The sequence below is a fragment of the Rhizobium sp. CFBP 8752 genome (assembly GCF_014842035.1).
GTDB classification, from domain to species: domain Bacteria; phylum Pseudomonadota; class Alphaproteobacteria; order Rhizobiales; family Rhizobiaceae; genus Neorhizobium; species Neorhizobium soli.
Genome location: NZ_JACYUZ010000001.1, coordinates 2,452,760 through 2,473,017, shown reverse-complemented (window position 1 = coordinate 2,473,017; position 20,258 = coordinate 2,452,760). Strand labels below are relative to the sequence as shown.

General features: G+C 61.0%; 25 protein-coding genes. 16 read left to right on the top strand and 9 right to left on the bottom strand.

Annotation, left to right across the window (positions count from 1 at the left end):
• Both IFT59_RS12010 and IFT59_RS12005 read right to left on the bottom strand, forming a co-directional pair.
• Positions 1-1,170: a DnaJ C-terminal domain-containing protein gene (locus IFT59_RS12010; RefSeq protein WP_192086931.1), complete on the bottom strand. Its 1,170-nt coding sequence runs from the start codon at positions 1,168-1,170 to the stop codon at positions 1-3.
• Between the two features lie 223 nt (positions 1,171-1,393).
• Positions 1,394-1,846 carry an RT0821/Lpp0805 family surface protein gene (locus IFT59_RS12005; RefSeq protein WP_244474003.1) on the bottom strand — a complete coding sequence of 151 codons (453 nt, stop codon included), beginning with the start codon at positions 1,844-1,846 and terminating at the stop codon, positions 1,394-1,396.
• A 63-nt stretch (positions 1,847-1,909) separates the two neighbouring features.
• Between IFT59_RS12005 and pdxH the strand changes: the two genes are divergently transcribed.
• Positions 1,910-2,530, top strand: coding sequence for a pyridoxamine 5'-phosphate oxidase (gene pdxH / locus IFT59_RS12000; RefSeq protein ID WP_062579430.1), 621 nt, complete (start codon positions 1,910-1,912; stop codon positions 2,528-2,530).
• Between the two features lie 21 nt (positions 2,531-2,551).
• Here pdxH and IFT59_RS11995 read toward each other — a convergent pair whose 3' ends face one another.
• The 5 genes from IFT59_RS11995 to IFT59_RS23005 form a co-directional block, all read right to left on the bottom strand.
• Complete coding sequence (locus tag IFT59_RS11995) at positions 2,552-3,592, bottom strand: polysaccharide deacetylase family protein (protein WP_446737833.1); 1,041 nt, start codon at positions 3,590-3,592, stop codon at positions 2,552-2,554.
• Between the two features lie 92 nt (positions 3,593-3,684).
• Positions 3,685-4,476 (bottom strand): TSUP family transporter, encoded by a 792-nt coding sequence (locus IFT59_RS11990; RefSeq protein WP_192086929.1) that lies wholly within the window; start codon positions 4,474-4,476, stop codon positions 3,685-3,687.
• 76 nt (positions 4,477-4,552) lie between these two features.
• Positions 4,553-4,993: a bleomycin resistance protein gene (locus tag IFT59_RS11985; protein WP_062453634.1), complete on the bottom strand. Its 441-nt coding sequence runs from the start codon at positions 4,991-4,993 to the stop codon at positions 4,553-4,555.
• Positions 4,990-6,405, bottom strand: coding sequence for a metalloprotease TldD (tldD, locus tag IFT59_RS11980; RefSeq protein ID WP_192086928.1), 1,416 nt, complete (start codon positions 6,403-6,405; stop codon positions 4,990-4,992). The genes IFT59_RS11985 and tldD overlap by 4 nt, the downstream gene beginning before the upstream one ends.
• Positions 6,406-6,527: 122 nt before the next feature.
• A complete protein-coding gene (locus tag IFT59_RS23005; RefSeq protein WP_062453632.1) occupies positions 6,528-7,199 on the bottom strand; it encodes an invasion associated locus B family protein in 672 nt (223 codons plus the stop codon).
• A gap of 326 nt (positions 7,200-7,525) precedes the next feature.
• On the opposite strand from IFT59_RS23005, the gene coxB reads away from it, so the two are divergent.
• From coxB to IFT59_RS11910, 13 genes are all read left to right on the top strand, one after another.
• Positions 7,526-8,410 (top strand): cytochrome c oxidase subunit II, encoded by an 885-nt coding sequence (gene coxB, locus IFT59_RS11970; RefSeq protein WP_192086927.1) that lies wholly within the window; start codon positions 7,526-7,528, stop codon positions 8,408-8,410.
• A 17-nt stretch (positions 8,411-8,427) separates the two neighbouring features.
• Positions 8,428-10,164, top strand: coding sequence for a cytochrome c oxidase subunit I (ctaD, locus tag IFT59_RS11965; protein ID WP_192086926.1), 1,737 nt, complete (start codon positions 8,428-8,430; stop codon positions 10,162-10,164).
• A gap of 73 nt (positions 10,165-10,237) precedes the next feature.
• Complete coding sequence (gene cyoE / locus IFT59_RS11960; RefSeq protein WP_184653951.1) at positions 10,238-11,194, top strand: heme o synthase; 957 nt, start codon at positions 10,238-10,240, stop codon at positions 11,192-11,194.
• Positions 11,191-11,331, top strand: coding sequence for a hypothetical protein (locus IFT59_RS11955; RefSeq protein WP_162734883.1), 141 nt, complete (start codon positions 11,191-11,193; stop codon positions 11,329-11,331). Before cyoE ends, IFT59_RS11955 begins: the two co-directional genes overlap by 4 nt.
• Positions 11,332-11,356: 25 nt before the next feature.
• Positions 11,357-12,001, top strand: coding sequence for a cytochrome c oxidase assembly protein (locus IFT59_RS11950; protein WP_192086925.1), 645 nt, complete (start codon positions 11,357-11,359; stop codon positions 11,999-12,001).
• A 61-nt stretch (positions 12,002-12,062) separates the two neighbouring features.
• On the top strand, positions 12,063-12,938 hold the full coding sequence (locus tag IFT59_RS11945) for a cytochrome c oxidase subunit 3 (protein ID WP_062453626.1): 876 nt from the start codon (positions 12,063-12,065) through the stop codon (positions 12,936-12,938).
• A 159-nt stretch (positions 12,939-13,097) separates the two neighbouring features.
• The gene (locus IFT59_RS11940; RefSeq protein WP_342366088.1) at positions 13,098-13,370 is read left to right on the top strand and encodes a type II toxin-antitoxin system RelE/ParE family toxin; all 273 of its coding nucleotides are present in this window, start codon (positions 13,098-13,100) and stop codon (positions 13,368-13,370) included.
• A complete protein-coding gene (locus IFT59_RS11935) occupies positions 13,367-13,660 on the top strand; it encodes a helix-turn-helix domain-containing protein (protein ID WP_192086923.1) in 294 nt (97 codons plus the stop codon). Before IFT59_RS11940 ends, IFT59_RS11935 begins: the two co-directional genes overlap by 4 nt.
• A gap of 10 nt (positions 13,661-13,670) precedes the next feature.
• Entirely contained in the window at positions 13,671-14,438 is a 768-nt protein-coding gene (locus tag IFT59_RS11930) for an SURF1 family protein (protein ID WP_246453898.1), read from the top strand.
• Between the two features lie 71 nt (positions 14,439-14,509).
• The gene (gene ispH / locus IFT59_RS11925) at positions 14,510-15,535 is read left to right on the top strand and encodes a 4-hydroxy-3-methylbut-2-enyl diphosphate reductase (protein ID WP_192086921.1); all 1,026 of its coding nucleotides are present in this window, start codon (positions 14,510-14,512) and stop codon (positions 15,533-15,535) included.
• Between the two features lie 79 nt (positions 15,536-15,614).
• Positions 15,615-16,580 (top strand): homoserine kinase, encoded by a 966-nt coding sequence (locus IFT59_RS11920; RefSeq protein WP_192086920.1) that lies wholly within the window; start codon positions 15,615-15,617, stop codon positions 16,578-16,580.
• Positions 16,574-17,017 carry a ribonuclease HI gene (rnhA, locus tag IFT59_RS11915; RefSeq protein ID WP_342366096.1) on the top strand — a complete coding sequence of 148 codons (444 nt, stop codon included), beginning with the start codon at positions 16,574-16,576 and terminating at the stop codon, positions 17,015-17,017. The genes IFT59_RS11920 and rnhA overlap by 7 nt, the downstream gene beginning before the upstream one ends.
• A 121-nt stretch (positions 17,018-17,138) precedes the next feature.
• A complete protein-coding gene (locus IFT59_RS11910) occupies positions 17,139-17,447 on the top strand; it encodes a Dabb family protein (protein ID WP_192086918.1) in 309 nt (102 codons plus the stop codon).
• A gap of 96 nt (positions 17,448-17,543) precedes the next feature.
• Here IFT59_RS11910 and IFT59_RS11905 read toward each other — a convergent pair whose 3' ends face one another.
• Complete coding sequence (locus IFT59_RS11905) at positions 17,544-18,029, bottom strand: peroxiredoxin (RefSeq protein WP_062453618.1); 486 nt, start codon at positions 18,027-18,029, stop codon at positions 17,544-17,546.
• An 84-nt stretch (positions 18,030-18,113) separates the two neighbouring features.
• On the bottom strand, positions 18,114-18,956 hold the full coding sequence (locus IFT59_RS11900; RefSeq protein ID WP_244474004.1) for a protein-disulfide reductase DsbD domain-containing protein: 843 nt from the start codon (positions 18,954-18,956) through the stop codon (positions 18,114-18,116).
• Positions 18,957-19,236: 280 nt separating this feature from the next.
• Between IFT59_RS11900 and IFT59_RS11895 the strand changes: the two genes are divergently transcribed.
• Together IFT59_RS11895 and IFT59_RS11890 are read left to right on the top strand one after the other, a co-directional pair.
• Complete coding sequence (locus IFT59_RS11895) at positions 19,237-19,866, top strand: YqgE/AlgH family protein (RefSeq protein WP_062453616.1); 630 nt, start codon at positions 19,237-19,239, stop codon at positions 19,864-19,866.
• A 103-nt stretch (positions 19,867-19,969) separates the two neighbouring features.
• Positions 19,970-20,161 (top strand): CsbD family protein, encoded by a 192-nt coding sequence (locus IFT59_RS11890; RefSeq protein WP_062453615.1) that lies wholly within the window; start codon positions 19,970-19,972, stop codon positions 20,159-20,161.
• The last annotated feature ends 97 nt before the right edge of the window (positions 20,162-20,258 follow it).

Sequence of the window (20,258 nt, the reverse complement as noted above, 5' to 3'; positions counted from 1 at the left end):
TTACAGATACAGCCCGTGGCGCATGTGGCGCATCAGATCGGTCACCTTCGGGTCGGGCTTTTCGAGAAGCACAATGCGCAGTTCCGCCACCAGATCGCCGCGGCCGCCTGCATCGTTGTAGAGCCCCATGCCTTCCAGCCGGATCGCCTGATCGGACCCCGACCATGCGGGAACCGCGATCGTCTGCTCGCCTTCAGGCGTCTTCAGCATCGGCTCGGCGCCGAGAACGGCGTCTTCGAGGGAGATCGGCAAAATGGTGTGGATATCGAAACCGCTCACCCGGAAATCCGCATGCTTGGCCACTTTCAGGGTCACCACGAGATCGCCTTGCTTCATCCCGGGAAGCTTCAGCCCCTGGCCCTTCAGCCGCACAACATGACTCTCGGTCATGCCCGCGGAAAGCGAAACGCGCACGTCACGATCGTCGCTGGAATGCACGATGACCGAACCCCTGTTGAGAAGGTCTTCGATCGTCACGACCGCTTCGGCCAGAAGATCCGGCGCCGTTTCGAGAACGGTCACGGTTTCGCCGCGGATGCGCCGCAGCAGCGTGTTGAGAAGACCGGAACCCATGCCGGTGGTCGGCGGGGCCGGGCGGCTGCCGGGACCCTCATCCGCTGCATCGGCTCCTGTCGCGTCGCTTTTCGACGATGGACGAGCGGCCTGCGCGCTCGACGCCTCGTCTGCGGTTTTCTTCTGTCCGGAGTCGGCGGTCTGGCCGTCTGGCGAGACGCCGAAGATACGCTCGACCATGTCTTCGGCCGGTTCCGGCGGAGCATCGCCACGGGCCTTGCCGTTCTGCTGTTGCTGCTGCGCCTGGGATTGAAGTACTTCGGCCTGCGCCCGCTTGGCGCTGGCACGGGCAAGCTCTTCCATCACTTTTGCCGCGCGCTCGCGGGAAGCCTTGGCACGCATTTCCGCTTCGCGGGCTGCCTGGCGCTGCTGCATGAATGTCTGTTGAAGAGCGGATGCGCGGTCGTAGCGCTTGCGCCGCTCGGGATCCTTCAGCACCTCATAGGCCTGGCCCATTTCGGCGAAGCGCTCGCCGGCGTCGGGGTCGTCCTTGTTCTGATCGGGATGAATGGTCTTTGCCTTCGAACGCCACGCCGATTTGATCTCGTCAGCGTTGGCGCTCCGATTGACGCCGAGAATAGAGTAGGGATCGCGCATTTTGAAACCACCCGTAAAGCTTGGGGCGGTGGGTCGCGTATCCAATTCCGGACCCCCCGTAACTCAACAACTCTCGCGGCAGCCTTCGGTTCCTCATGCCCCGAGGCTGGCCGGATCACAGGCAGTAACCGTATGGAGGAATTGCTGAATCAGAGGTTACGGAGAGAAGGTCGATGCATGTTACGGTAAACAAAACGTTTACCGCACAGTGCTGTCCTTAACACTACTGGCGGTCAAATGCCGTGAGCGACCAGTCGCCCGTTTCGGTCCTGCATGCCTGACCGGAAAACAGCGATATTCCTTCATAGGAATGGCGGCTGGTGGTGAAGGCGCGGCAGAGTAGGCCGGCGCTCCGGTCCTCGTGGATCGAGGAGACGACACCGGCACTGCCGGTCGCCGAATTTGCCCAGGGAAGGGGGTTCGCACCCACCTTGGCGAGATCGGCCGAGGTCACGGCATTGCGCACGGTGGCTTCGTCCGATTGCGGATCACCCGCTTTTGGCTTGCTGGGAATGCTGCTCGTCGAGATACTACGATCGACCTTGTCCGCGCCGCCGAACACATCCATGCTGGTGCAGCTGCCAAGCGAACCGCACAGTGCGACGATCGCGATGATTCGCAGGCTGGCGCCATTCAGGCTCTTTGTACGGCACATCGAATTTGCTATCACAATCACCTTGCATCCTGTCCGGCCAAGTGTCTCGGGCATGTTCATCAGATCGGGAGCACTTTAGTCAATATGTCGGAAAACGGGTTAACAAGCGGTGACTTCACGCAGGAAAGTGAACCATTCACCTTATTTGGGTCGTGGTTGAAGGATGCCGAATCCAGCGAGATCAACGATCCGAACGCCGTCGCGCTTGCGACCGTCGATGAACATGGGCTTCCCAATGTGCGAATGGTCCTGCTGAAGGGCTACGACGAGGACGGGTTTGTATTCTATACGAATTTCGAAAGCCAGAAGGGCGAGGAAATTCTCGGCCAGAAAAAGGCTGCGATGGTCTTTCACTGGAAGTCGCAGAGACGTCAGGTGCGTCTGCGCGGCCCTGTCGAGATCGTCAGCGATGCCGAAGCGGATGCCTATTATGCGACGCGGCCACGCGGAAGCCGAATCGGCGCCTGGGCCTCGAAACAGTCACGGCCGCTCGAAGGCCGTTTCGCGCTGGAAAAATCCGTGGCCGAATACACCGCGAAATTTGCGATCGGCGAGATACCGCGGCCACCGCACTGGTCCGGTTTCCGCATCCGTCCCGTGTCGATCGAGTTCTGGCACGATCGACCGTTCCGCCTGCATGACCGGATCGAATTCCGCCGCGATACGCCAGACGGTGCCTGGGAAAAGGTGCGGATGTATCCGTGAGCGACCGATGAGAGCTTGCGCCTAGCGCGCAAGCTTGAAGGGAATGCCCGAGGCGAGCGCCGACACATAGCGCGCCCGCTGGTAATGGCCGTTCAGCGAAATCCGCGGCAGACCCGTCAGCCGGGTCAGCCATTTCCCGCAGATCGTTCCCGGCTGGGTCGTGACGGCGACCGAAAAGCCGAGGTCGCGGGCGATGCGGTAGTCGCGCTCGCCCACCGCCTTCCGCGTGCCGTAGGGATAGGCGATCGTGGTCGGCCGTATCCCGGTCAGTTCTTGAACATAGTCGGCAGAACTCGACATCTCGGCCCGCGCCTGCGCTTCCGATAGCCGCCCGACGGCGCGATGACTGATTGTGTGGGCGCCAAGTGTTGCGAGCTTGTGCCGCGAAAGTTCGCGCAGCTCGGCCGGATCCATCGTCAGGTCGGCGGTCATCTGCAACGGGTCGATACCGTGGCACCGCACAAGCGCATCCATCCTGGAAACGGCACTTGCTTCGTCATCGCGAAACACGAGATCGGCAAACCGGTCGAAGGCGTCGAACTTCTGCTCTTCACAGCCGAGCTCGATCCGCTCGGGTCCATTGCCGAAATCGAAACTCAGCTCCCGCTCGCGACCGATCAGGTCCGCCATTGTCTCCCACCACATCGAATGGGTCCGCTCCGCAAAGCCGCGGGCGACGAAAACGGTGAATGGCACGCCGTATTTCTCGAATACCGGCAGCGCATGTTCGGCGTTGTTGCGATAGCCATCGTCAAGCGTGAAGGCTGCAAACGGCTGACCGGTTGGATTGGCAAGCCGCTCCGGCACTTCGTCCAGCGGCACGAACGCATATCCATCCGCCGAGAGCCGTTCGATCGCATCGGCCAGGAATTCCGGGGTAACCTCCAGATGACCGCTCGGCTGGAACGCGAGCGATTGTTTGGGGCGCACGTGATGAAGCGTGAAGATAGAACCACGACCGCGCGCACCTGCCAGCATGCCGGCCCGCGCGAGTGCTGCCGACGCCTCGAGACCCGTCGTCGTGACCTGACGTTTCAGACCACGGACCCATGCCGCCGGCAACTTTGCTTTCAAATTCACCATCGTCGCCACGCCCGTTCAACCCCGAGATGCAACCTACCGTGTCAGCCGTTAAGCGTTGCTGAAGACCTGTTTTAGCGAATCATGCCGTCAAACAGCGGCAGGCCGATCAGGGCGACGGATGCGATCAGGCAAAAGCAGATACGCCGGAACGTCGCCTCGCTCGCACGCCCGAACAGCCGTGAACCCGCGTACAGCCCGATCCCGTAGCCCGGCCCTGCGATCAGCGCGATCAGCAGCACCTCGAACGTCAGGATGCCGCCGATCAGATACGACACTGACGAGATGACGCTGGCGAGCGCAAAATAGAGGACGAGGTTTGCCCTGACGACATCAGGTGCCGTCGCGCCGCCAAGCCAGTAGGCAACGATCGGCGGTCCCGACATCTGCGCCGCGCCTCCAAACAGGCCGGCCAACGCCCCGACCCCAACGGTCAACGGCGCCTTCGGCCGGCCCTGGTAGCGCCAGCCGGAGATGAGGAACACGAGTAGGCACAAGACGACGACCGAGATGATCCAGCGCAGGGTGACGGAGGGAAGCAATGCCAGCGCCGCCGCACCGACGGGCACGCCGACGACGGCACCCATCATCATCGTGAACACCTCGCGCCGGTTTGCCCTTCGCCAGCCGTCCGGCACCATCCCGAGCGTCATCACGCCATCGATGACCAGCAGCAGCGCCGCCGCGAGTTTCGGACCGATCGCCGTACCTGCCAGCGGCACGAAGATCAGGGCGCCGCCAAATCCCGAGAACCCGCGGGCAAGGCCGGCGATCATGGCGGCTGAGAACACGAAGGCGAGTTCACCCGGCGAATGGCCGGGAAGCCAGAGGCTGAACATGTCGGCAATGGGGGTGGAGGAGGGCATGGATCGGCTTGCACTGTTACAAAGCCGGCAACTGCAGGGATTTGGCCGAAGGTGTCAAGCCGTCACGCCGACGGGTTCAGAGCGGCAGGGGCCGCTCTCCCAGATGTTCGAACAGCCGCAGCAGATATCCATCAGGGTCGGCAACAATGAACTGCCGATTGCCGACCTCATGATCGCCGCGGCGATACCACTTGTCTTCCGGTTCGAGCTGAAGGGGCACGCCCGCTGCCTGCAGCCGCGTCAGGATCGCTCCCGAGGATGGAACCTCGATCTGCAGGTTCAAGCCGCGACCGAACGGATAGGCGGGGGACGCCCCGTCGGGCAGAGCAAAATCTCGGCCGATACCGATCTGGTCGATCATCAGTTGCGCCTGGCCAAGCGCCAGGAATGCAAACCCTTCGTCCGGACGGTCATAGACGATATCGAAACCGATCAGCTCGCAGTAGAAATCGCAGCTTTTGCGCCAATCGCTGACGGAAAGCTCGGGAACCAGCGCGTTGGACCGGTGCCGCGTCACGCCTTAGTGCCGCCCACCGTGACCTGATCCATCCGCAGATGCGGCTGGCCGACGCCAACTGGCACCCACTGGCCGCCCTTGCCGCAATTGCCGATACCGGTATCGAGCTTCAGGTCGTTGCCGACCATCGAGATGCGTTTCATCGCGTCCGGACCGTTTCCGATCAGCATCGCACCCTTGACCGGTGCGCCAATCTTGCCGTTCTCGATCATGTAGGCCTCGGTGCAGCCGAACACGAACTTGCCGGAGGTGATATCCACCTGTCCGCCGCCGAAGGAGACGGCATAGATGCCCTTCTTGACCGATGCGATGATCTCTTGCGGGGACTTGTCGCCGCCCAGCATGAATGTGTTGGTCATGCGCGGCATGGGTATGTGCGCATAGCCCTGGCGGCGGCCGTTGCCGGTTGGTGCGACACCCATTAGCCGCGCATTCTGGCGGTCCTGCATGTAACCAACCAGCTTTCCGTCCTCGATCAGGACGTTATAGGCCGAAGGCGTGCCTTCGTCGTCGACGGTCAGCGACCCGCGGCGGTTGTCGATCGTGCCGTCATCGACGACAGTGACGCCGGGGGCTGCCACCATCTCGCCCATCAGGCCGGCAAAGGCGGATGTCTTCTTGCGGTTGAAATCGCCTTCCAGCCCGTGGCCGACAGCCTCGTGCAGCATCACGCCCGGCCAGCCATTGCCAAGCACCACATCCATCGTGCCGGCCGGTGCGTCGATCGCCTCGAGATTGACGAGTGCCTGGCGAAGCGCCTCGTCGGCGCCTGCCTGCCAGTTGCCGGTCGCGACGAAATCGCCGAAGCCGATCCGGCCGCCGGTGCCGAACGAACCCGATTCCTGGCGGTCGCCGTCACCCACGACGACCGAAATGTTGATGCGCGTCATCGGCCGGATGTCCTGCACCCGGTGTCCATCGGCGCGCAGAATGTCGACCACCTGCCAGCTGGCAGCAAGGCTTGCCGAAACCTGCCGTACCTTCGGATCCTTGGCGCGCAGATAACCGTCGATCTCGGTCAGAAGCTTGGCCTTGGCCTCGAAGCTCGGAGAGCCGATCGGGTTCTCGTCGCCATAGTATTTCTTATTTGTGCGCTGGGGTGCGGCGGCATAGGAGCCGGAATGGTTGGCGGTGACGGCGCGAACCGCATCCGACGCACGCGAAAGCGCCGAAGCCGAAAGCTCGCCCGCATGCGCATACCCGACAGCCTCGCCGGCAACGGCGCGCAGGCCAAAACCCTGATCGGTGTTGAACGAACCACCCTTCAGGCGGCCATTGTCGAACGAAAGCGATTCCGCCTGGGCATGCTCGAGATAGAGCTCGCCATCGTCAGCGCCTGAGAGCGCCTGGCTCAGGATAGAACGCAGCTTCGTCTCGTCGCAATCGAAGAGGGAGATCAGGTCGGTGTTCATTGTTCTATGCTCCGCTTGCGCACATCAGTGCATTCGGGACCGAGGGGCGCGAATGCATACGCGCCCAAGTCGAGATATCTGGAGCCCGATGTAGTTCCGGCAATCCGCCGAAACAAGCGTCTTTACGGAAGCGCGTCGTAGCCGGGGCCGAAACCGTTGAGCTCGATCGGAATGCCGACGCGGTCCTGGTCAGCGGATTCGCGCAGCGCGAACACGGCGTTCTTGCCGGCGCGAAGGATGCGCATCAGCTCGTCGTCGATTTCCACTTCCACATAGCAGCCTTCCGAGAAGCAGCGGGTGAAATAGGCGCGGCCGATATTGTTGCTGTCGACATAGAGTTCCATGCCGTCCTTCAGAAGAACGCCAAGCGGGGCAAGAATGCGCAGGATGCGCGCCTTGCGGTCAGCGGTCTTGAGGACGACGACGGACAGGCCGACTTCCGGGCGATCTTCGGCGATCACGTTCTGCATCATCGCGCACTGCTCGACGGAGGCACCGGCCGGCTTGTCGCAGATGATCGACCAGGCACCGTGGTTTTCCTTCACGTTGCCGGGCTGTGCCGGAGAACCGGGGGCAGGGCTCTGTGGCGCCTGCTGTGCATTCTGCCCGGTCTTCGGTGCGGCACCAGTCGATGGGGCAGGGGCCGATGGGGCAGGAGCCGGCGCGGAAGGAGCCGGTGCCGATGGGGTATTGGGAGTCGGCCGAGGTCCCGGCTGCTGCGCGACTGCGGGTAATGCGACGGCCCCCGCAAGCATCAAGGCAAGGCAGGCGCGAAGGCGGTAGGGACGACCCATGTAGACCTCTAAACGGACGAATCAGTGTGACTATTCTTGGCGGTCCTACGCCGAAATGAAAGGCCTCGCTCTCTTTTCAGCCGAGTACGGCGAAAATGGGACTTGAGAGGTTTGCGACCGTGCGGCGCCATCTCGTCAAGCAATGCCGCATGTTCCTGACGGCGCAGGCACTCGGCCGCATGCCGATAGGTTCAAAATGCCGCATGAGCAATGCCGCGCAGATATTGCGACGACCCGCAAACTGTGATTGAACCAAACCAGGCGCTTGAATTCCGCATGCCGTTCGATCGCGGGACTCGGGCGCATGGGAGAGAGGGTTTATCGTTATGTTGAGAGCTTACGCCGCAATGGCGTCGCTTATCTGTTTTTTCACGGCTTCGCTGGCCCTTGCGGACCAGCCGAGGCCATGGCAGATGGATTTGCAGGCGCCCGCGTCACCGATCATGCACCAAATTCGCTGGTTCGAGCACTATACGCTCTGGTTCATCGTGCCGGTGACATTGCTCGTTCTGGTGCTGCTGATCATGGTTGCGGTCAAGTTCCGCGCCAGCCGCAATCCGGTTGCCTCGCGCACCAGCCACAACACGGTCATCGAGATCGTCTGGACCGTGGCGCCGGTGCTGATCCTGTTCTTCCTCGCCATCCCGTCCTTCAACCTTCTGAACGCACAGCTGGAAATTCCGGATGCGGACATGACGGTCAAGGCCACCGCTACCCAGTGGCAGTGGAACTACGAATATGAGGGTTCCGGCGAAACGCCCGTCGCCTTCGACAGCTACATGTTGAAGGATCCGGATCGCGCTGCCGCTGGCAAGACCGATATCGATCGTTATCCGCGGCTTCTTGCCGTCGACAACGAAATGATCATTCCGGTCGGCAAGACGGTACGCATGCTGGTGACGGCAGCGCCGTCCGACGTGATCCACGCCTTCGCCATGCCGGCCTTCGGCGTCAAGATCGATGCCGTTCCCGGCCGTCTCAATGAGACCTGGTTCAAGGCCGATCGCGAGGGGATGTACTACGGCCAGTGTTCCGAGCTTTGCGGCAAGGATCACGCCTATATGCCGATCGCCATCCACGTCGTCTCCGAGGAAAAGTACAACACCTGGCTTGCCCAGGCCGCCAGCGACCTTCCCGGTGCTTATAAAGCACTGGTCGCCGATGCCGGCACGGCCAAGCCCGCCGACGGCCTTGCCGTCGCTGCGAAGTAATCAGGAGGCTGACGATAATGGCCGGACATACCACTCACACGGATCCCCATGGCGCTCACGCCCATGACGACCATGCTCTTGATGCCCATGCCCGCGCGTCTCACGACGATGCGCATGCGCATGGCGATCATCATTCCCACACACCGGGCTTTGCCGCCCGCTGGCTGTTTTCGACCAACCACAAGGATATCGGTACGCTCTATCTGATCTTCGCGATCATGGCGGGCGTCCTCGGCGGCCTTCTGTCGGTTGCGATGCGCATGGAGCTGCAGGAACCTGGCATCCAGATTTTCCACGGTCTGGCGGCCATGGTCTACGGTTTTGAGGGCGATGCCGCGATCGATGGCGGCAAGCACATGTACAACGTGTTCACCACCGCGCACGCCCTGATCATGATCTTCTTCATGGTCATGCCGGCGATGATCGGCGGTTTTGCCAACTGGATGGTGCCGATCATGATCGGCGCGCCTGATATGGCCTTCCCGCGTCTGAACAACATCTCCTTCTGGCTGATCATCCCGGCATTCCTGCTTCTGATGCTGTCGATGTTCGTCGAGGGACCGTCCGGTGCCTACGGCGCGGGCGGCGGCTGGACCATGTATCCTCCGCTGTCGACCTCGGGTCATCCGGGTCCGGCCGTCGATCTGGCGATCCTGGCACTCCACGTTGCAGGTGCCTCGTCGATCCTCGGTGCGATCAACTTCATCACGACGATTCTCAATATGCGCGCTCCGGGCATGACGCTGCACAAGATGCCGCTGTTTGCCTGGGCCGTTCTCGTCACCGCCTTCCTGCTGCTTCTGTCGCTGCCGGTTCTCGCCGGTGCCATCACCATGGCGCTGACCGACCGCAATTTCGGAACCACGTTCTTCTCGCCTGAAGGCGGCGGCGATCCGATCCTTTACCAGCACCTGTTCTGGTTCTTCGGTCATCCGGAAGTCTACATCCTGATCCTGCCCGGCTTCGGCATCGTCAGCCACATCATCTCGACCTTCTCGAAAAAGCCGGTCTTCGGCTATCTCGGCATGGCCTATGCGATGGTGGCAATCGGCGCGGTCGGCTTCATCGTCTGGGCCCACCACATGTACACGGTCGGCCTGTCGCTTGATGCGCAGCGCTACTTCGTGTTCGCAACCATGGTGATCGCGGTGCCGACCGGCATCAAGATCTTCTCCTGGATCGCGACGATGTGGGGTGGCTCGATCACCTTCAAGGCACCGATGGTCTGGGCGATCGGCTTCATCTTCCTGTTCACCGTGGGCGGCGTCACCGGCGTCCAGCTCGCCAATGCCGGCCTCGACCGGTCGCTGCACGACACCTATTACGTGGTGGCTCACTTCCACTACGTCCTGTCGCTCGGCGCCGTATTTGCAATCTTTGCCGGCTGGTATTACTGGTTCCCGAAAATGTTCGGCTACATGTATAGCGAGAAGGTGGCACACCTGCATTTCTGGGTGATGTTCGTGGGCGTGAACCTGGTGTTCTTCCCGCAGCATTTCTTGGGCCTCGCCGGCATGCCGCGCCGCTATATCGATTATCCGGATGCCTTCGTGGGCTGGAACTACATCTCCTCGATCGGTTCCTACATCTCCTTCGCCGGTGTTCTGGTCTTCCTCTTCGGCGTCTGGGAAGCCTTCGCCAAGAAGCGTGTCGCCGGCGACAATCCATGGGGTGAAGGTGCAACGACGCTCGAGTGGCAGCTGTCTTCGCCGCCGCCTTACCACCAGTGGGAGCAGCTGCCGCGCATCCGCTAAAGGCAGCGTTCCGACCAAGGGACATCGCGTGTGAAGCGCGCTGTCCCCCGAAAATGCAAGGTTTTTAGGTCTCATGACAGTTATCGATGATCGCGACGCTCTCGGCAATGACGCAGGCCTGTTCCTGTCTGAAGCGGGCGCGCGCGATTTCTTCGAACTTCTGAAGCCGCGGGTCATGTCGCTCGTCGTCTTCACGGCGTTCGCAGGTCTCGTTCTGGCGCCCGGCACGCTTAATCCGGTTCTCGCTGCAATCTCGGTTCTCTGTATCGCCGTTGGCGCCGGTGCGTCCGGCGCGCTCAACATGTGGTACGACGCCGATATCGATGCCGTCATGACCCGCACCGCCAAGCGCCCAATTCCTGATGGTCGCGTGCGGCCGAGCGAAGCGCTTGCCTTCGGCCTGACGCTGTCGGTGTTTTCGGTGGCGATCCTCGGTCTCGCCGTCAACTGGCTGGCCGCCGGTCTGCTTGCCTTCACCATTTTCTTCTACGCGGTCGTCTATACGATGTGGCTGAAGCGCTCGACGCCGCAGAACATCGTCATCGGCGGTGCCTCCGGCGCCTTCCCGCCCATGATCGGCTGGGCCTGCGTCACCGGCGGAATCTCGCTCGACAGCGTCATCCTTTTCCTCATTATCTTCCTCTGGACGCCTGCCCACTTCTGGGCGCTAGCGCTCTACAAGATGCGCGATTACGGCTCGGTCGGCGTGCCGATGATGCCGAACGTTGCCGGCGAGCGTTCCACCAAGATCCAGATGCTCGCCTATGCGGTTCTGACCGCCGTCCTCGGCGTCGCACCCAGCTTCACCGGCCTTGCCAGCATCGGCTACGGCATTTTTGCCGGCGTGCTGGGACTGATCTTCATTGCCTGTTCCATCTCAGTCCTGCGCATGCCTGAAGGCGACGAGCGGATGGTGCCGGCCCGCAAGATGTTCGGTTACTCGATCTTCTATCTCTTCATCATCTTTTCCGCGCTGCTTGCCGACCACGCGGCAGCCGGTGTGGCGACCCTGATCGGAAGCCTTCTATGATTGACACCGTCAAGCTCAACGACGCCCAGAGAAAGTCCCGTCGCAACAGAAATGTGGCGCTGGGACTGGTCCTCGCCGGGCTGGTCGTCCTTTTCTACGTGATGACGCTGGTCAAAGTCGGCGGCGTCGGCAACTGACCCAGAAAGCTTGAGGAGGAGGCGCATGGGAGGAGAGGTTCACGGGAATGGTCAGGGCAACGCCCCGCGGCCGGGCCATGGTCAGGCAAAGCGGGTCAGCAATGCCGCGATCTTTGCCGGCTGCGCGGTGTTCGTCACCTGCATGGTGGGCGCCGCCTATGCGTCCGTACCGCTCTACCGCCTCTTCTGTCAGGTCACCGGCTATAACGGCACCACCCAGCGGAGCGAGCAATATTCCGATACGATCCTCGACAAGACCATCAAGGTCACGTTCGACGCCAATGTGTCGCCCGGGCTGAACTGGGATTTCAAGCCGTCGAAACCGGTGGAACTGAAGATCGGCGAGACCGGGCAGGTGTCGTTTACCGCGAAGAACCGGTCGCCGGTGGCGACGACTGGAACCGCGGTCTTCAACGTCACCCCCATGGAGGCGGCGGTCTATTTCAACAAGGTCCAGTGCTTCTGCTTCACCGAGCAGACGCTGCAGCCGGGCCAGACGATCGATATGCCGGTCGTCTTCTTCGTCGATCCCGAGATCGTCAAGGCGAACGAGACGAAGAACATCAAGACCATTACCCTGTCCTACACCTTCTATCCGGGCAAGGAGCCGGCGCCGAAGCCGGTTGCGGCCTTGCGGAATGAAGTGCAGGATAAGGGCAGTAAGCTTTAAAATGGCCCGCCGTTTTTGGCGGGTGGAACACTTGCGGTAAGCACCCTTGGGAGGGGCAGGCATGGCAGAAGCGCATCAGAAGAACCACGATTATCACATTATCGACCCCAGCCCTTGGCCGCTTCTTGCCTCGATCGGCGCCTTCGTGATGGCGTTCGGCGGCGTCGGATACATGCGCTACCTGAAGGGTTCGGAATTTCACATTTTCGGCATGAACCTGGCAACGCCATGGGTCTTCTTCATCGGCCTCGCGATCGTCATCTACGTGATGATCGGCTGGTGGTCGGATACGATCAAGGAAGGTAATGCGGGCGCCCATACGCGCGTCGTGTCGCTGCATCTGCGCTATGGCATGATCATGTTCATCGCGTCGGAAGTGATGTTCTTCGTCGCCTGGTTCTGGGCCTTCTTTGACGCCAGCCTTTACGCCAACGAGGCGATCCAGGCGTCCAGAACACAGGTTCTCGGCGGACAATGGCCGCCAAAGGGCATCGAGGTTCTCGATCCATGGCATCTGCCGCTCTATAACACGATCATCCTGCTGCTGTCAGGCACCTGCGTCACCTGGGCTCACCACGCGCTGTTGCACAACGATCGGAAGGGCCTCGTCACCGGCCTGTCGCTGACAGTCGCACTCGGCGTACTGTTCTCGTTCGTGCAGGCCTACGAATATGCCCACGCCCCGTTCGAATTCGCCAATTCGATCTATGGCGCCACGTTCTTCATGGCCACCGGCTTCCACGGTTTCCACGTTCTGGTCGGCACCATCTTCCTGCTGGTCTGCCTCATCAGAGCCATGAACGGCGGCTTCACCTCGGAAAAACACTTCGGCTTCGAAGCAGCCGCCTGGTACTGGCACTTCGTCGACGTCGTCTGGCTGTTCCTGTTCTTCTCTATCTACATCTGGGGCGGCTGGGGCGCACCGCTGGCGCATTGAGAACAAACGACACTTCGAAGGGCGGCCGATGCCGCCCTTTTTTGTTGCGAAAGTGTACCAAAATTGGTACAATTCTCCTTGATGACGGATTTGCCGAAAAAGATCGTCGGAAGGTTCTACTCGACCGCACATGGGCGCAGGCCGGTACGCGAATGGCTGATGGATCTCACGAGAGAAGACAGGCGGCAGATCGGTATCGATATCCAAAGGGTCGAGTTTGGCTGGCCGTTGGGCATGCCCTATTGCCGCTCTCTCGGAAATGGACTGTGGGAAGTTCGGACCAACCTCTCCGGCGGGCGCATCGCACGGGTGATCTTTTTCATTCACGAGGGTCAGATGATCCTTCTCCACGGCTTTGAAAAGAAGACCCAGAAGACACCGGCTCAGGATCTTGACCTCGCGCTGGCACGAAAACGGGATGTGGAACTATGACGGAGCAAAAGGGCTATATCGACAGGACAGAGACTTTCGACGATTTCCTTGAAGCCGATGGCCTGCTGGAGGAAACCGAGACGATTGCCCTGAAACAGGTGATTGCCGACCAGTTACGGGCGGCCATGCAAAAGGAAGGCCTCACGAAGACTGCCATGGCCGAGCGGATGAATTCCAGCCGTCAGCAGCTTGATCGATTGCTCGACCCGAACAATCCCTCGGTTACCCTTCTGACGTTGCGCCGTGCTGCGGCAGCTGTCGGCCGCAATCTCCGTATCGAGCTGGTCTAGCATGCATCAGTTGACCGAGCGACAGCCGGCCTCTTCAAGGCGCTCCCGCAGTCTTGTGCGCACCATCGCCACAATCACCCTCATCCTGGCCTCGCTCGCCATCCTCCTTGCTCTCGGCACCTGGCAGATGGAACGGCTGCACTGGAAGGAAGGCCTGCTCGCCGATATCGCCGAGCGGCGCAGCGCAGATCCCGTACCGCTGGCAGACATCGAGCGGATCGCGGCGGATGGCGGCGATATCGAATACCGCCGCGTCGCGCTTTCAGGCACGTTCGACCACACGAAAGAACGGCATTTCTTCGCCACGTTTCAGGGCCAGACCGGTTTTTACGTCTACACCCCGCTGATCCTTTCCGATGGTCGCGCCCTTCTCGTCAATCGCGGCTTCATTCCCTACGAGATGAAAGAGGTCTCGACGCGCACGGCCGGCGAAGTCACGCGCGAGCAGCGGCTGACCGGTTATGCCCGCAGCCGTCTGGCGCAAAAGCCATCCTCCATCGTGCCCGACAACGATATCGCCAAGAACATCTTCTTCTGGAAGGATCTCGACGTCATGGCGTCGTCATCAGGTCTCGATCCGGCCAAAACCCTGCCGTTCTTTGTCGATGTGGATGATCTGGTTCAAAATCCCGGCGGCTGGCCGAAGGGCGGCGTCACCCAGTTCGATCTCCCCAACAGCCACCTCCAATATGCCTTCACCTGGTACGGGCTTGCAGCGGCACTGGTGGCGGTCGTCATCGGCGCATGGTGGCGCCGTGCCAAGCCTGCGACGCCATAGCCGTCACTTTTTTCTTGGCGTGGCGGAGCCGGCTCGCCTATATGGGGACTGCAACGGCTTACGGAAGCGACATGAACATCCAGGTCACAAAACCGGCTCTCACGATCCGCCTCTGCGGTCCGCGCGGCTTTTGCGCCGGCGTCGATCGGGCAATCCAGATCGTCGTGCTGGCGCTGAAAGCCTATGGCGCGCCGGTCTATGTCCGTCACGAGATCGTCCACAACCGCTATGTCGTCGAGGGACTGGAAGCCAAGGGCGCCGTCTTCGTTGAGGAACTGGATGAGATCCCGGCGGAGCATCGCCAACAGCCGGTGGTATTTTCCGCTCATGGCGTGCCGAAATCGGTGCCCGAGGATGCCCAGGCCCGCAATCTTTTCTATCTCGATGCCACATGCCCGCTCGTCTCAAAAGTCCACAAGCAGGCGATGCGCCACCAGCGGCTGGGCCGCCATGTGGTCCTGATCGGCCATGCTGGACATCCGGAAGTGATCGGCACAATGGGCCAGTTGCCGGAAGGCACGGTCTCGCTCGTCGACACGATCGCCGATGCCGAAGCCTATATTCCAGACGATCCTGACAATCTCGGTTACGTCACCCAGACGACGCTGTCAGTGGATGATACGGCCGGTGTCATCGCCAAGCTGCAGGAACGCTTCCCGAACCTGACGGCACCGGCCGCCGACAGCATCTGCTACGCCACCACCAACCGCCAGGAAGCCGTCAAGGAAGCAGCACCCGGCTGCGATCTCTTCATCGTGGTCGGCGCACCGAACTCGTCCAACTCCAAGCGTTTGGTCGAAGTCGCGCTCCGAGCCGGCGCCAGACGCTCGATCCTGGTGCAGCGCGCCTCCGAGCTGAACTGGGATGAGATCGGCCAGATCCAGACGCTCGGCCTCTCCGCCGGCGCCTCTGCGCCCGAAGTCATCGTCGACGAAATCATCGAAGCCTTCAAGCAGAGGTTTTCGGCCGAAATCGAGCTTGCGATCACCGCCGAGGAAACCGAAAACTTCCTCGTCAACCGCGAACTCCGCTCCGTCCCCCTCACCATCGAAGACATGGCCTGGGTCAACGGCGAGCGCCCTCTCTCCGCTGGATGAACCGCCTTCGGCTCTAGCGAAGCACCGGCCAAGCCGCTAGGAAGAGATCCAGCGCAACGATCATCAGCGGGACGAAATCTTGGCCGTCTATACCGATATCACCGAAATCGACCTGAACCGGTTCCTGGCCGAATATGATGTCGGGGAGCTCACGTCCTACAAGGGCATTGCCGAGGGCGTCGAGAACTCGAATTTCCTGCTCCACACCACACGTGATCCGCTGATCCTGACGCTGTATGAAAAACGCGTCGAGAAATCCGACCTGCCGTTCTTTCTGGGCCTGATGCAGCATCTGGCCGATCGCGGCCTGTCCTGCCCGCTGCCGTTGCCACGCCGCGACGGGCAACTGCTCGGCGAGCTTTCGACACGGCCGGCAGCCCTCATCTCGTTTCTCGAGGGTATGTGGCTGAGACGGCCGGAGGCCCGGCACTGCCGTGAGGTCGGCAAGGCGCTGGCGCAGATGCATCTGGCCGGCGAAGGGTTCGAGATCAAGCGCCCCAATGCGCTGTCGCTCGATGGCTGGAAGGTGTTGTGGGAGAAATCCGCAGACCGGGCCGACGAGGTCGAGAAGGGGCTGCAGGACGAGATCACCTCGGAGCTGGAATTTCTTGGCCTCAACTGGCCGAAGGATCTGCCGGCCGGCGTCATCCATGCGGATCTCTTCCAGGACAACGTGTTCTTCCTCGGCGACGAACTGTCCGGCGTCATCGACTTCTACTTCGCCTGCAACGACCTGCTCGCCTATGACGTGTCGATCTGCCTCAATGCCTGGTGCTTTGAAGCAGACGGCAGCTATAACGCCGAAAAGGGCATGGCCATGCTGGAAGGATATCGCAGTGTCCGGCCGCTGTCTTCCGAGGAGATCGCTGCATTGCCGGTGCTTGCCCGTGGCTCGGCCCTGCGCTTCTTCCTCACCCGCCTCTATGACTGGCTGACGACGCCGGAGGGCGCGCTGGTGGTCAAGAAGGATCCGCTCGAATATCTTCGCAAGCTGCGGTTCCACCGCGGCATTTCCTCTGCTGCAGATTATGGACTGACATCATGAAACAGGTCGACATTTTCACCGACGGCGCCTGTTCCGGCAATCCCGGCCCCGGCGGCTGGGGCGCCATCCTGCGCTATGGCGAAACCACCAAGGAACTGTCCGGCGGCGAAGCCGAAACGACCAACAACCGCATGGAACTGATGGCCGCCATCAGCGCGCTCAATGCGCTCAAGGACACGTGTGAGGTCGATCTCCACACCGACAGCAAATACGTCATGGACGGCATTTCCAAGTGGATCTTCGGCTGGAAGAAGAACGGCTGGAAGACGGCCGACAAGAAGCCCGTCAAGAACGGCGAACTGTGGCAGCAGCTCGATGTCGCCAACCAGCGCCACAAGGTCAAGTGGCACTGGGTCAAGGGCCATGCAGGCCATCCGGAAAACGAACGCGCCGACGAACTGGCCCGCACCGGCATGGCGCCGTTCAAGAAAAAGTAGCGGTTGCTCTCGGGCGCCAATTCCAGCAAAGGTGCGAAGCGGCTTGTCCGTCGGCCTGCGCCGGACGCAGCCTCCGATACGATTTTCTGCCAAACAGAACAGCCATAGGGTGGACCCACCGATGATCCTTCATTGCGTCTTCATGCGCTTCAAGACTGCATTGCAGCCGGCCGAAAAGCAGGAAATTTACGAGGCCATCCACGGCCTCAAAACGCTCATTCCCGGCATCGTCGATGTCAAATCCGGCCCGAACGCCTCATCGGAAGGCCTGAACGGCGGCTTCCTCGACGGCTTCATCGTCACATTCGAGACGCTGGAAAGCCGTGACGCCTATCTCGTCCATCCCGACCATATTACCGTCGCCGAACGCATTGTCGCCGCATCCGATGGCGGCGTGTCGGGCCTGATGGTTTTCGATATGGCAGTGTAATGGTTCGAGGCGGGCTCTAGCCCGTCGCAGCGTCTCATGCGAAATGGGAATGAGGGGCATGAGCCCCTCAAACGATCTCATGGAATACTAATTGACTTAGAGGCGTTCCAGCATCGCGTCGGCACCCGAGACGGTCGCCTGGCCAGGGCTTTCCTCGATGTCGAGTGACTTCACCACACCGTCCTCGACCAGCATCGCGTAGCGCTTGGAGCGCACGCCAAGCCCGCCGGCGGAAAGATCGGCATCAAGGCCCATCGCCTTGGTAAAGGCGCCGTCCCAGTCGGCCAGAAAATGGATCTTGTCCATGCCGCCGGTCTGCTGCGCCCAGGCGCCCATTACATGCCAGTCGTTGACGGCAACGACGGCGATGTCGTCGACGCCCTTGGCAAGCAGCGCGTCGCGATTGTCGAGATAGCCGGGCAGGTGGTTCAGCGTGCAGGTGGGCGTGAAGGCGCCAGGTACCGCAAACAGCACGACCTTCTTGCCGGCAAACAGCGCGTCCGTCGAGATCTCGACCGGGCCGTCAGCAGTCTTTTCCTTGAAGGTGGCACTGGGTAGTTTTTCACCGATGGCGATGGTCATGGGATCTCCTGTTGGCTTGAAGTTTGCCGTTCGGCGGAACTATAGGTCGCGGTCGGCAAGAGGCAAGCGAAGACGGGAGAGGTCTCAGTCGAAAACGATGGACGTCTCCATGGACCGACTGCCGCTGGTCGCCAGAATGCCCCACCGTTTGCCGCTGATGTCGTAATTGTCAGGCAATTTGCCCACCGGCATATCCAGCGTATAGGCATGACCCTGCCGCTTCGCATCGACGCTTTCGAAGAGCACATGCCCCTCGGGACCGGTCACCACCACCTGCGGCGGCGCGGTCGCACTGTCCGGCAGCCGCAGCGTCAGCCGTAGAACCTTCCCGCCCTTCACCATCGCATAATCAGTCACGGCAAAATCGTTGGCCGGAGGCGAGGGGAGTGCGGCGCTGGCGGCGTTGAGGATCATTGCCTCTTCCACCGGCGTGCCCCGGACCGCTTTCATCGGCAGAGAGAATTCGGCCTGGAAGGGTATGCAGATATTACGGCAAATGCCGATAAACGCGGAAACGTCGATGCTTGCTGCCCCCAACGGCAAGACCTGTGAGGCTTGCCCCGCCTTGGTCGGCTTGTCGAGCTTCAGCGCAAACGGAAATGCCACGGCGCGATCATAGCCGATGTCGGTCACGTCACCGTTGGTGATCAGCTTTGGAACCGGATAGGACATCGTCTGGGAGGTGATCCCGCTTTCGCGCGAAAATGTCAGTTGCGGCGGAATGCCCGCTTCACCCGGCTCTTTCCAATAGGTGATCCAGCCATCCTTCGGCTCGATCTGCAGAGCCCCGCGCACGGTTCCATCGGGCTCTGGAGGCATGGTGACGATCCGCATGCGGCCGCCCTCGTTGGTGGCCCAGGGCGTCATTTCCGCCAGAGCATCGGCCGCCGCCGTCTGCAATCCAAGGCAGATGGCAGCACCAAGCAACAGGTTTGCGGTTGTGGTTCGAATTGGGGTCAGGCTCCTCATCGCTCAGGGATTAACCGTTAAATGTTGAACGAACCAGCAGCGCTTTCGAAAAACAGGATCATTTTCCGTTGATCGCCGCGGTTCGTGCCCCATGTTTCAGGAACGCTGCTGTGAAGCAGCAGCCACGGCACGCTCTCACAACCAGGCGAGCCCGGCCTTCAAAGACAGTCAGTACAGACATTTCAAACGGCCGCAGTTTTGCTAGAATAGGTTTCAAAGCGCTGCAGGTGGAGGCATGATGGCTTTTTCGCTTCTCTCGGGTGCTCAGGACGACGGCGGCAAGGGCGGTCGCGAACGCGGCTTTCTTGACGGACAGTTCCTGATTGCGATGCCGAGTATGCAGGATACCAATTTTTCCCGCACGGTCATCTATGTCTGCGCCCATTCTCCGGCCGGCGCCATGGGGTTTATCATCAACCGCTCCCAGGAAATTTCCTTCACGGAAGTGTTGCGGCACCTCAAGCTCTTGGACGAGCACGAGATCATTGCCCTCCCGCACGAATGCCGTGAGTTCCCGATCCTGTCTGGAGGTCCGGTGGAAACCGGTCGCGGCTTCGTGCTGCATTCCGACGACTTCTCGAGCGAGTCCTCCATTCCCGTCAGCGACGATATCTCGCTCACCGCCACGCTCGATATCATCCGCGCCATCTGTGACGGCAGGGGGCCATCACGCGCTACCATGCTGCTCGGTTACGCAGGCTGGGGTGCAGGACAGTTGGAGCGGGAGATTTCCAGCAACGGCTGGCTGAACTGCCCGGCCAGCGAAGATCTGATCTTCGGTACGACGCTGGAAGACAAGTACGAGCGCGCGCTCGCCTCGATGGGCGTGACGCCCGCAATGCTGTCCTCCGACGCCGGCCACGCCTGAATTTCTGAAATTCTTGAGCGATGCCGGAACGAACTGCCAAGGCTCGGAGTTCTCCTATTGCAAGACATCGAAAACGATGCCGCTAAGCTCAAGGAGAAACACTATGGGTAGCACCAGCGATAAAATTTCCGGAATGGGCAATGAAGTCTCCGGTAAGGTCAAGCAGGCTGTCGGCGACATGACCGACAACCACGAGCTGGAAGCCAAGGGCGCTGCCCAGGAAGCCAAGGGCGAAGCCCAGCAGGCCAAGGGCAAGATCAAGGAAGCCGGCAAGGACATCGTTGATCGCGCCTAAGCGATCCGAATCCGCCAAATCCAGAAACCTGTTCCGGTCCTACCGGGGCAGGTTTTTTATCATCCAGAATTCAGTTCACCCCAACTTCCACTTCGTC

Excerpts from the sequence above, each read along its gene's own strand:
- cyoE (WP_184653951.1), top strand. The coding sequence starts at position 10,238 with ATGACAGTTATCGATGATCGCGACGCTCTCGGCAATGACGCAGGCCTG.
- ctaD (WP_192086926.1), top strand. The coding sequence starts at position 8,428 with ATGGCCGGACATACCACTCACACGGATCCCCATGGCGCTCACGCCCAT.
- pdxH (WP_062579430.1), top strand. The coding sequence starts at position 1,910 with ATGTCGGAAAACGGGTTAACAAGCGGTGACTTCACGCAGGAAAGTGAA.
- IFT59_RS11935 (WP_192086923.1), top strand. The coding sequence starts at position 13,367 with ATGACGGAGCAAAAGGGCTATATCGACAGGACAGAGACTTTCGACGAT.
- IFT59_RS11910 (WP_192086918.1), top strand. The coding sequence starts at position 17,139 with ATGATCCTTCATTGCGTCTTCATGCGCTTCAAGACTGCATTGCAGCCG.
- tldD (WP_192086928.1), bottom strand. The coding sequence starts at position 6,405 with ATGAACACCGACCTGATCTCCCTCTTCGATTGCGACGAGACGAAGCTG.
- IFT59_RS11905 (WP_062453618.1), bottom strand. The coding sequence starts at position 18,029 with ATGACCATCGCCATCGGTGAAAAACTACCCAGTGCCACCTTCAAGGAA.
- IFT59_RS23005 (WP_062453632.1), bottom strand. The coding sequence starts at position 7,199 with ATGGGTCGTCCCTACCGCCTTCGCGCCTGCCTTGCCTTGATGCTTGCG.
- IFT59_RS11890 (WP_062453615.1), top strand. The coding sequence starts at position 19,970 with ATGGGTAGCACCAGCGATAAAATTTCCGGAATGGGCAATGAAGTCTCC.
- coxB (WP_192086927.1), top strand. The coding sequence starts at position 7,526 with ATGTTGAGAGCTTACGCCGCAATGGCGTCGCTTATCTGTTTTTTCACG.
- IFT59_RS11895 (WP_062453616.1), top strand. The coding sequence starts at position 19,237 with ATGGCTTTTTCGCTTCTCTCGGGTGCTCAGGACGACGGCGGCAAGGGC.
- IFT59_RS11950 (WP_192086925.1), top strand. The coding sequence starts at position 11,357 with ATGGGAGGAGAGGTTCACGGGAATGGTCAGGGCAACGCCCCGCGGCCG.
- IFT59_RS12010 (WP_192086931.1), bottom strand. The coding sequence starts at position 1,170 with ATGCGCGATCCCTACTCTATTCTCGGCGTCAATCGGAGCGCCAACGCT.
- IFT59_RS11945 (WP_062453626.1), top strand. The coding sequence starts at position 12,063 with ATGGCAGAAGCGCATCAGAAGAACCACGATTATCACATTATCGACCCC.
- IFT59_RS11955 (WP_162734883.1), top strand. The coding sequence starts at position 11,191 with ATGATTGACACCGTCAAGCTCAACGACGCCCAGAGAAAGTCCCGTCGC.
- ispH (WP_192086921.1), top strand. The coding sequence starts at position 14,510 with ATGAACATCCAGGTCACAAAACCGGCTCTCACGATCCGCCTCTGCGGT.
- IFT59_RS11940 (WP_342366088.1), top strand. The coding sequence starts at position 13,098 with ATGGATCTCACGAGAGAAGACAGGCGGCAGATCGGTATCGATATCCAA.
- IFT59_RS11990 (WP_192086929.1), bottom strand. The coding sequence starts at position 4,476 with ATGCCCTCCTCCACCCCCATTGCCGACATGTTCAGCCTCTGGCTTCCC.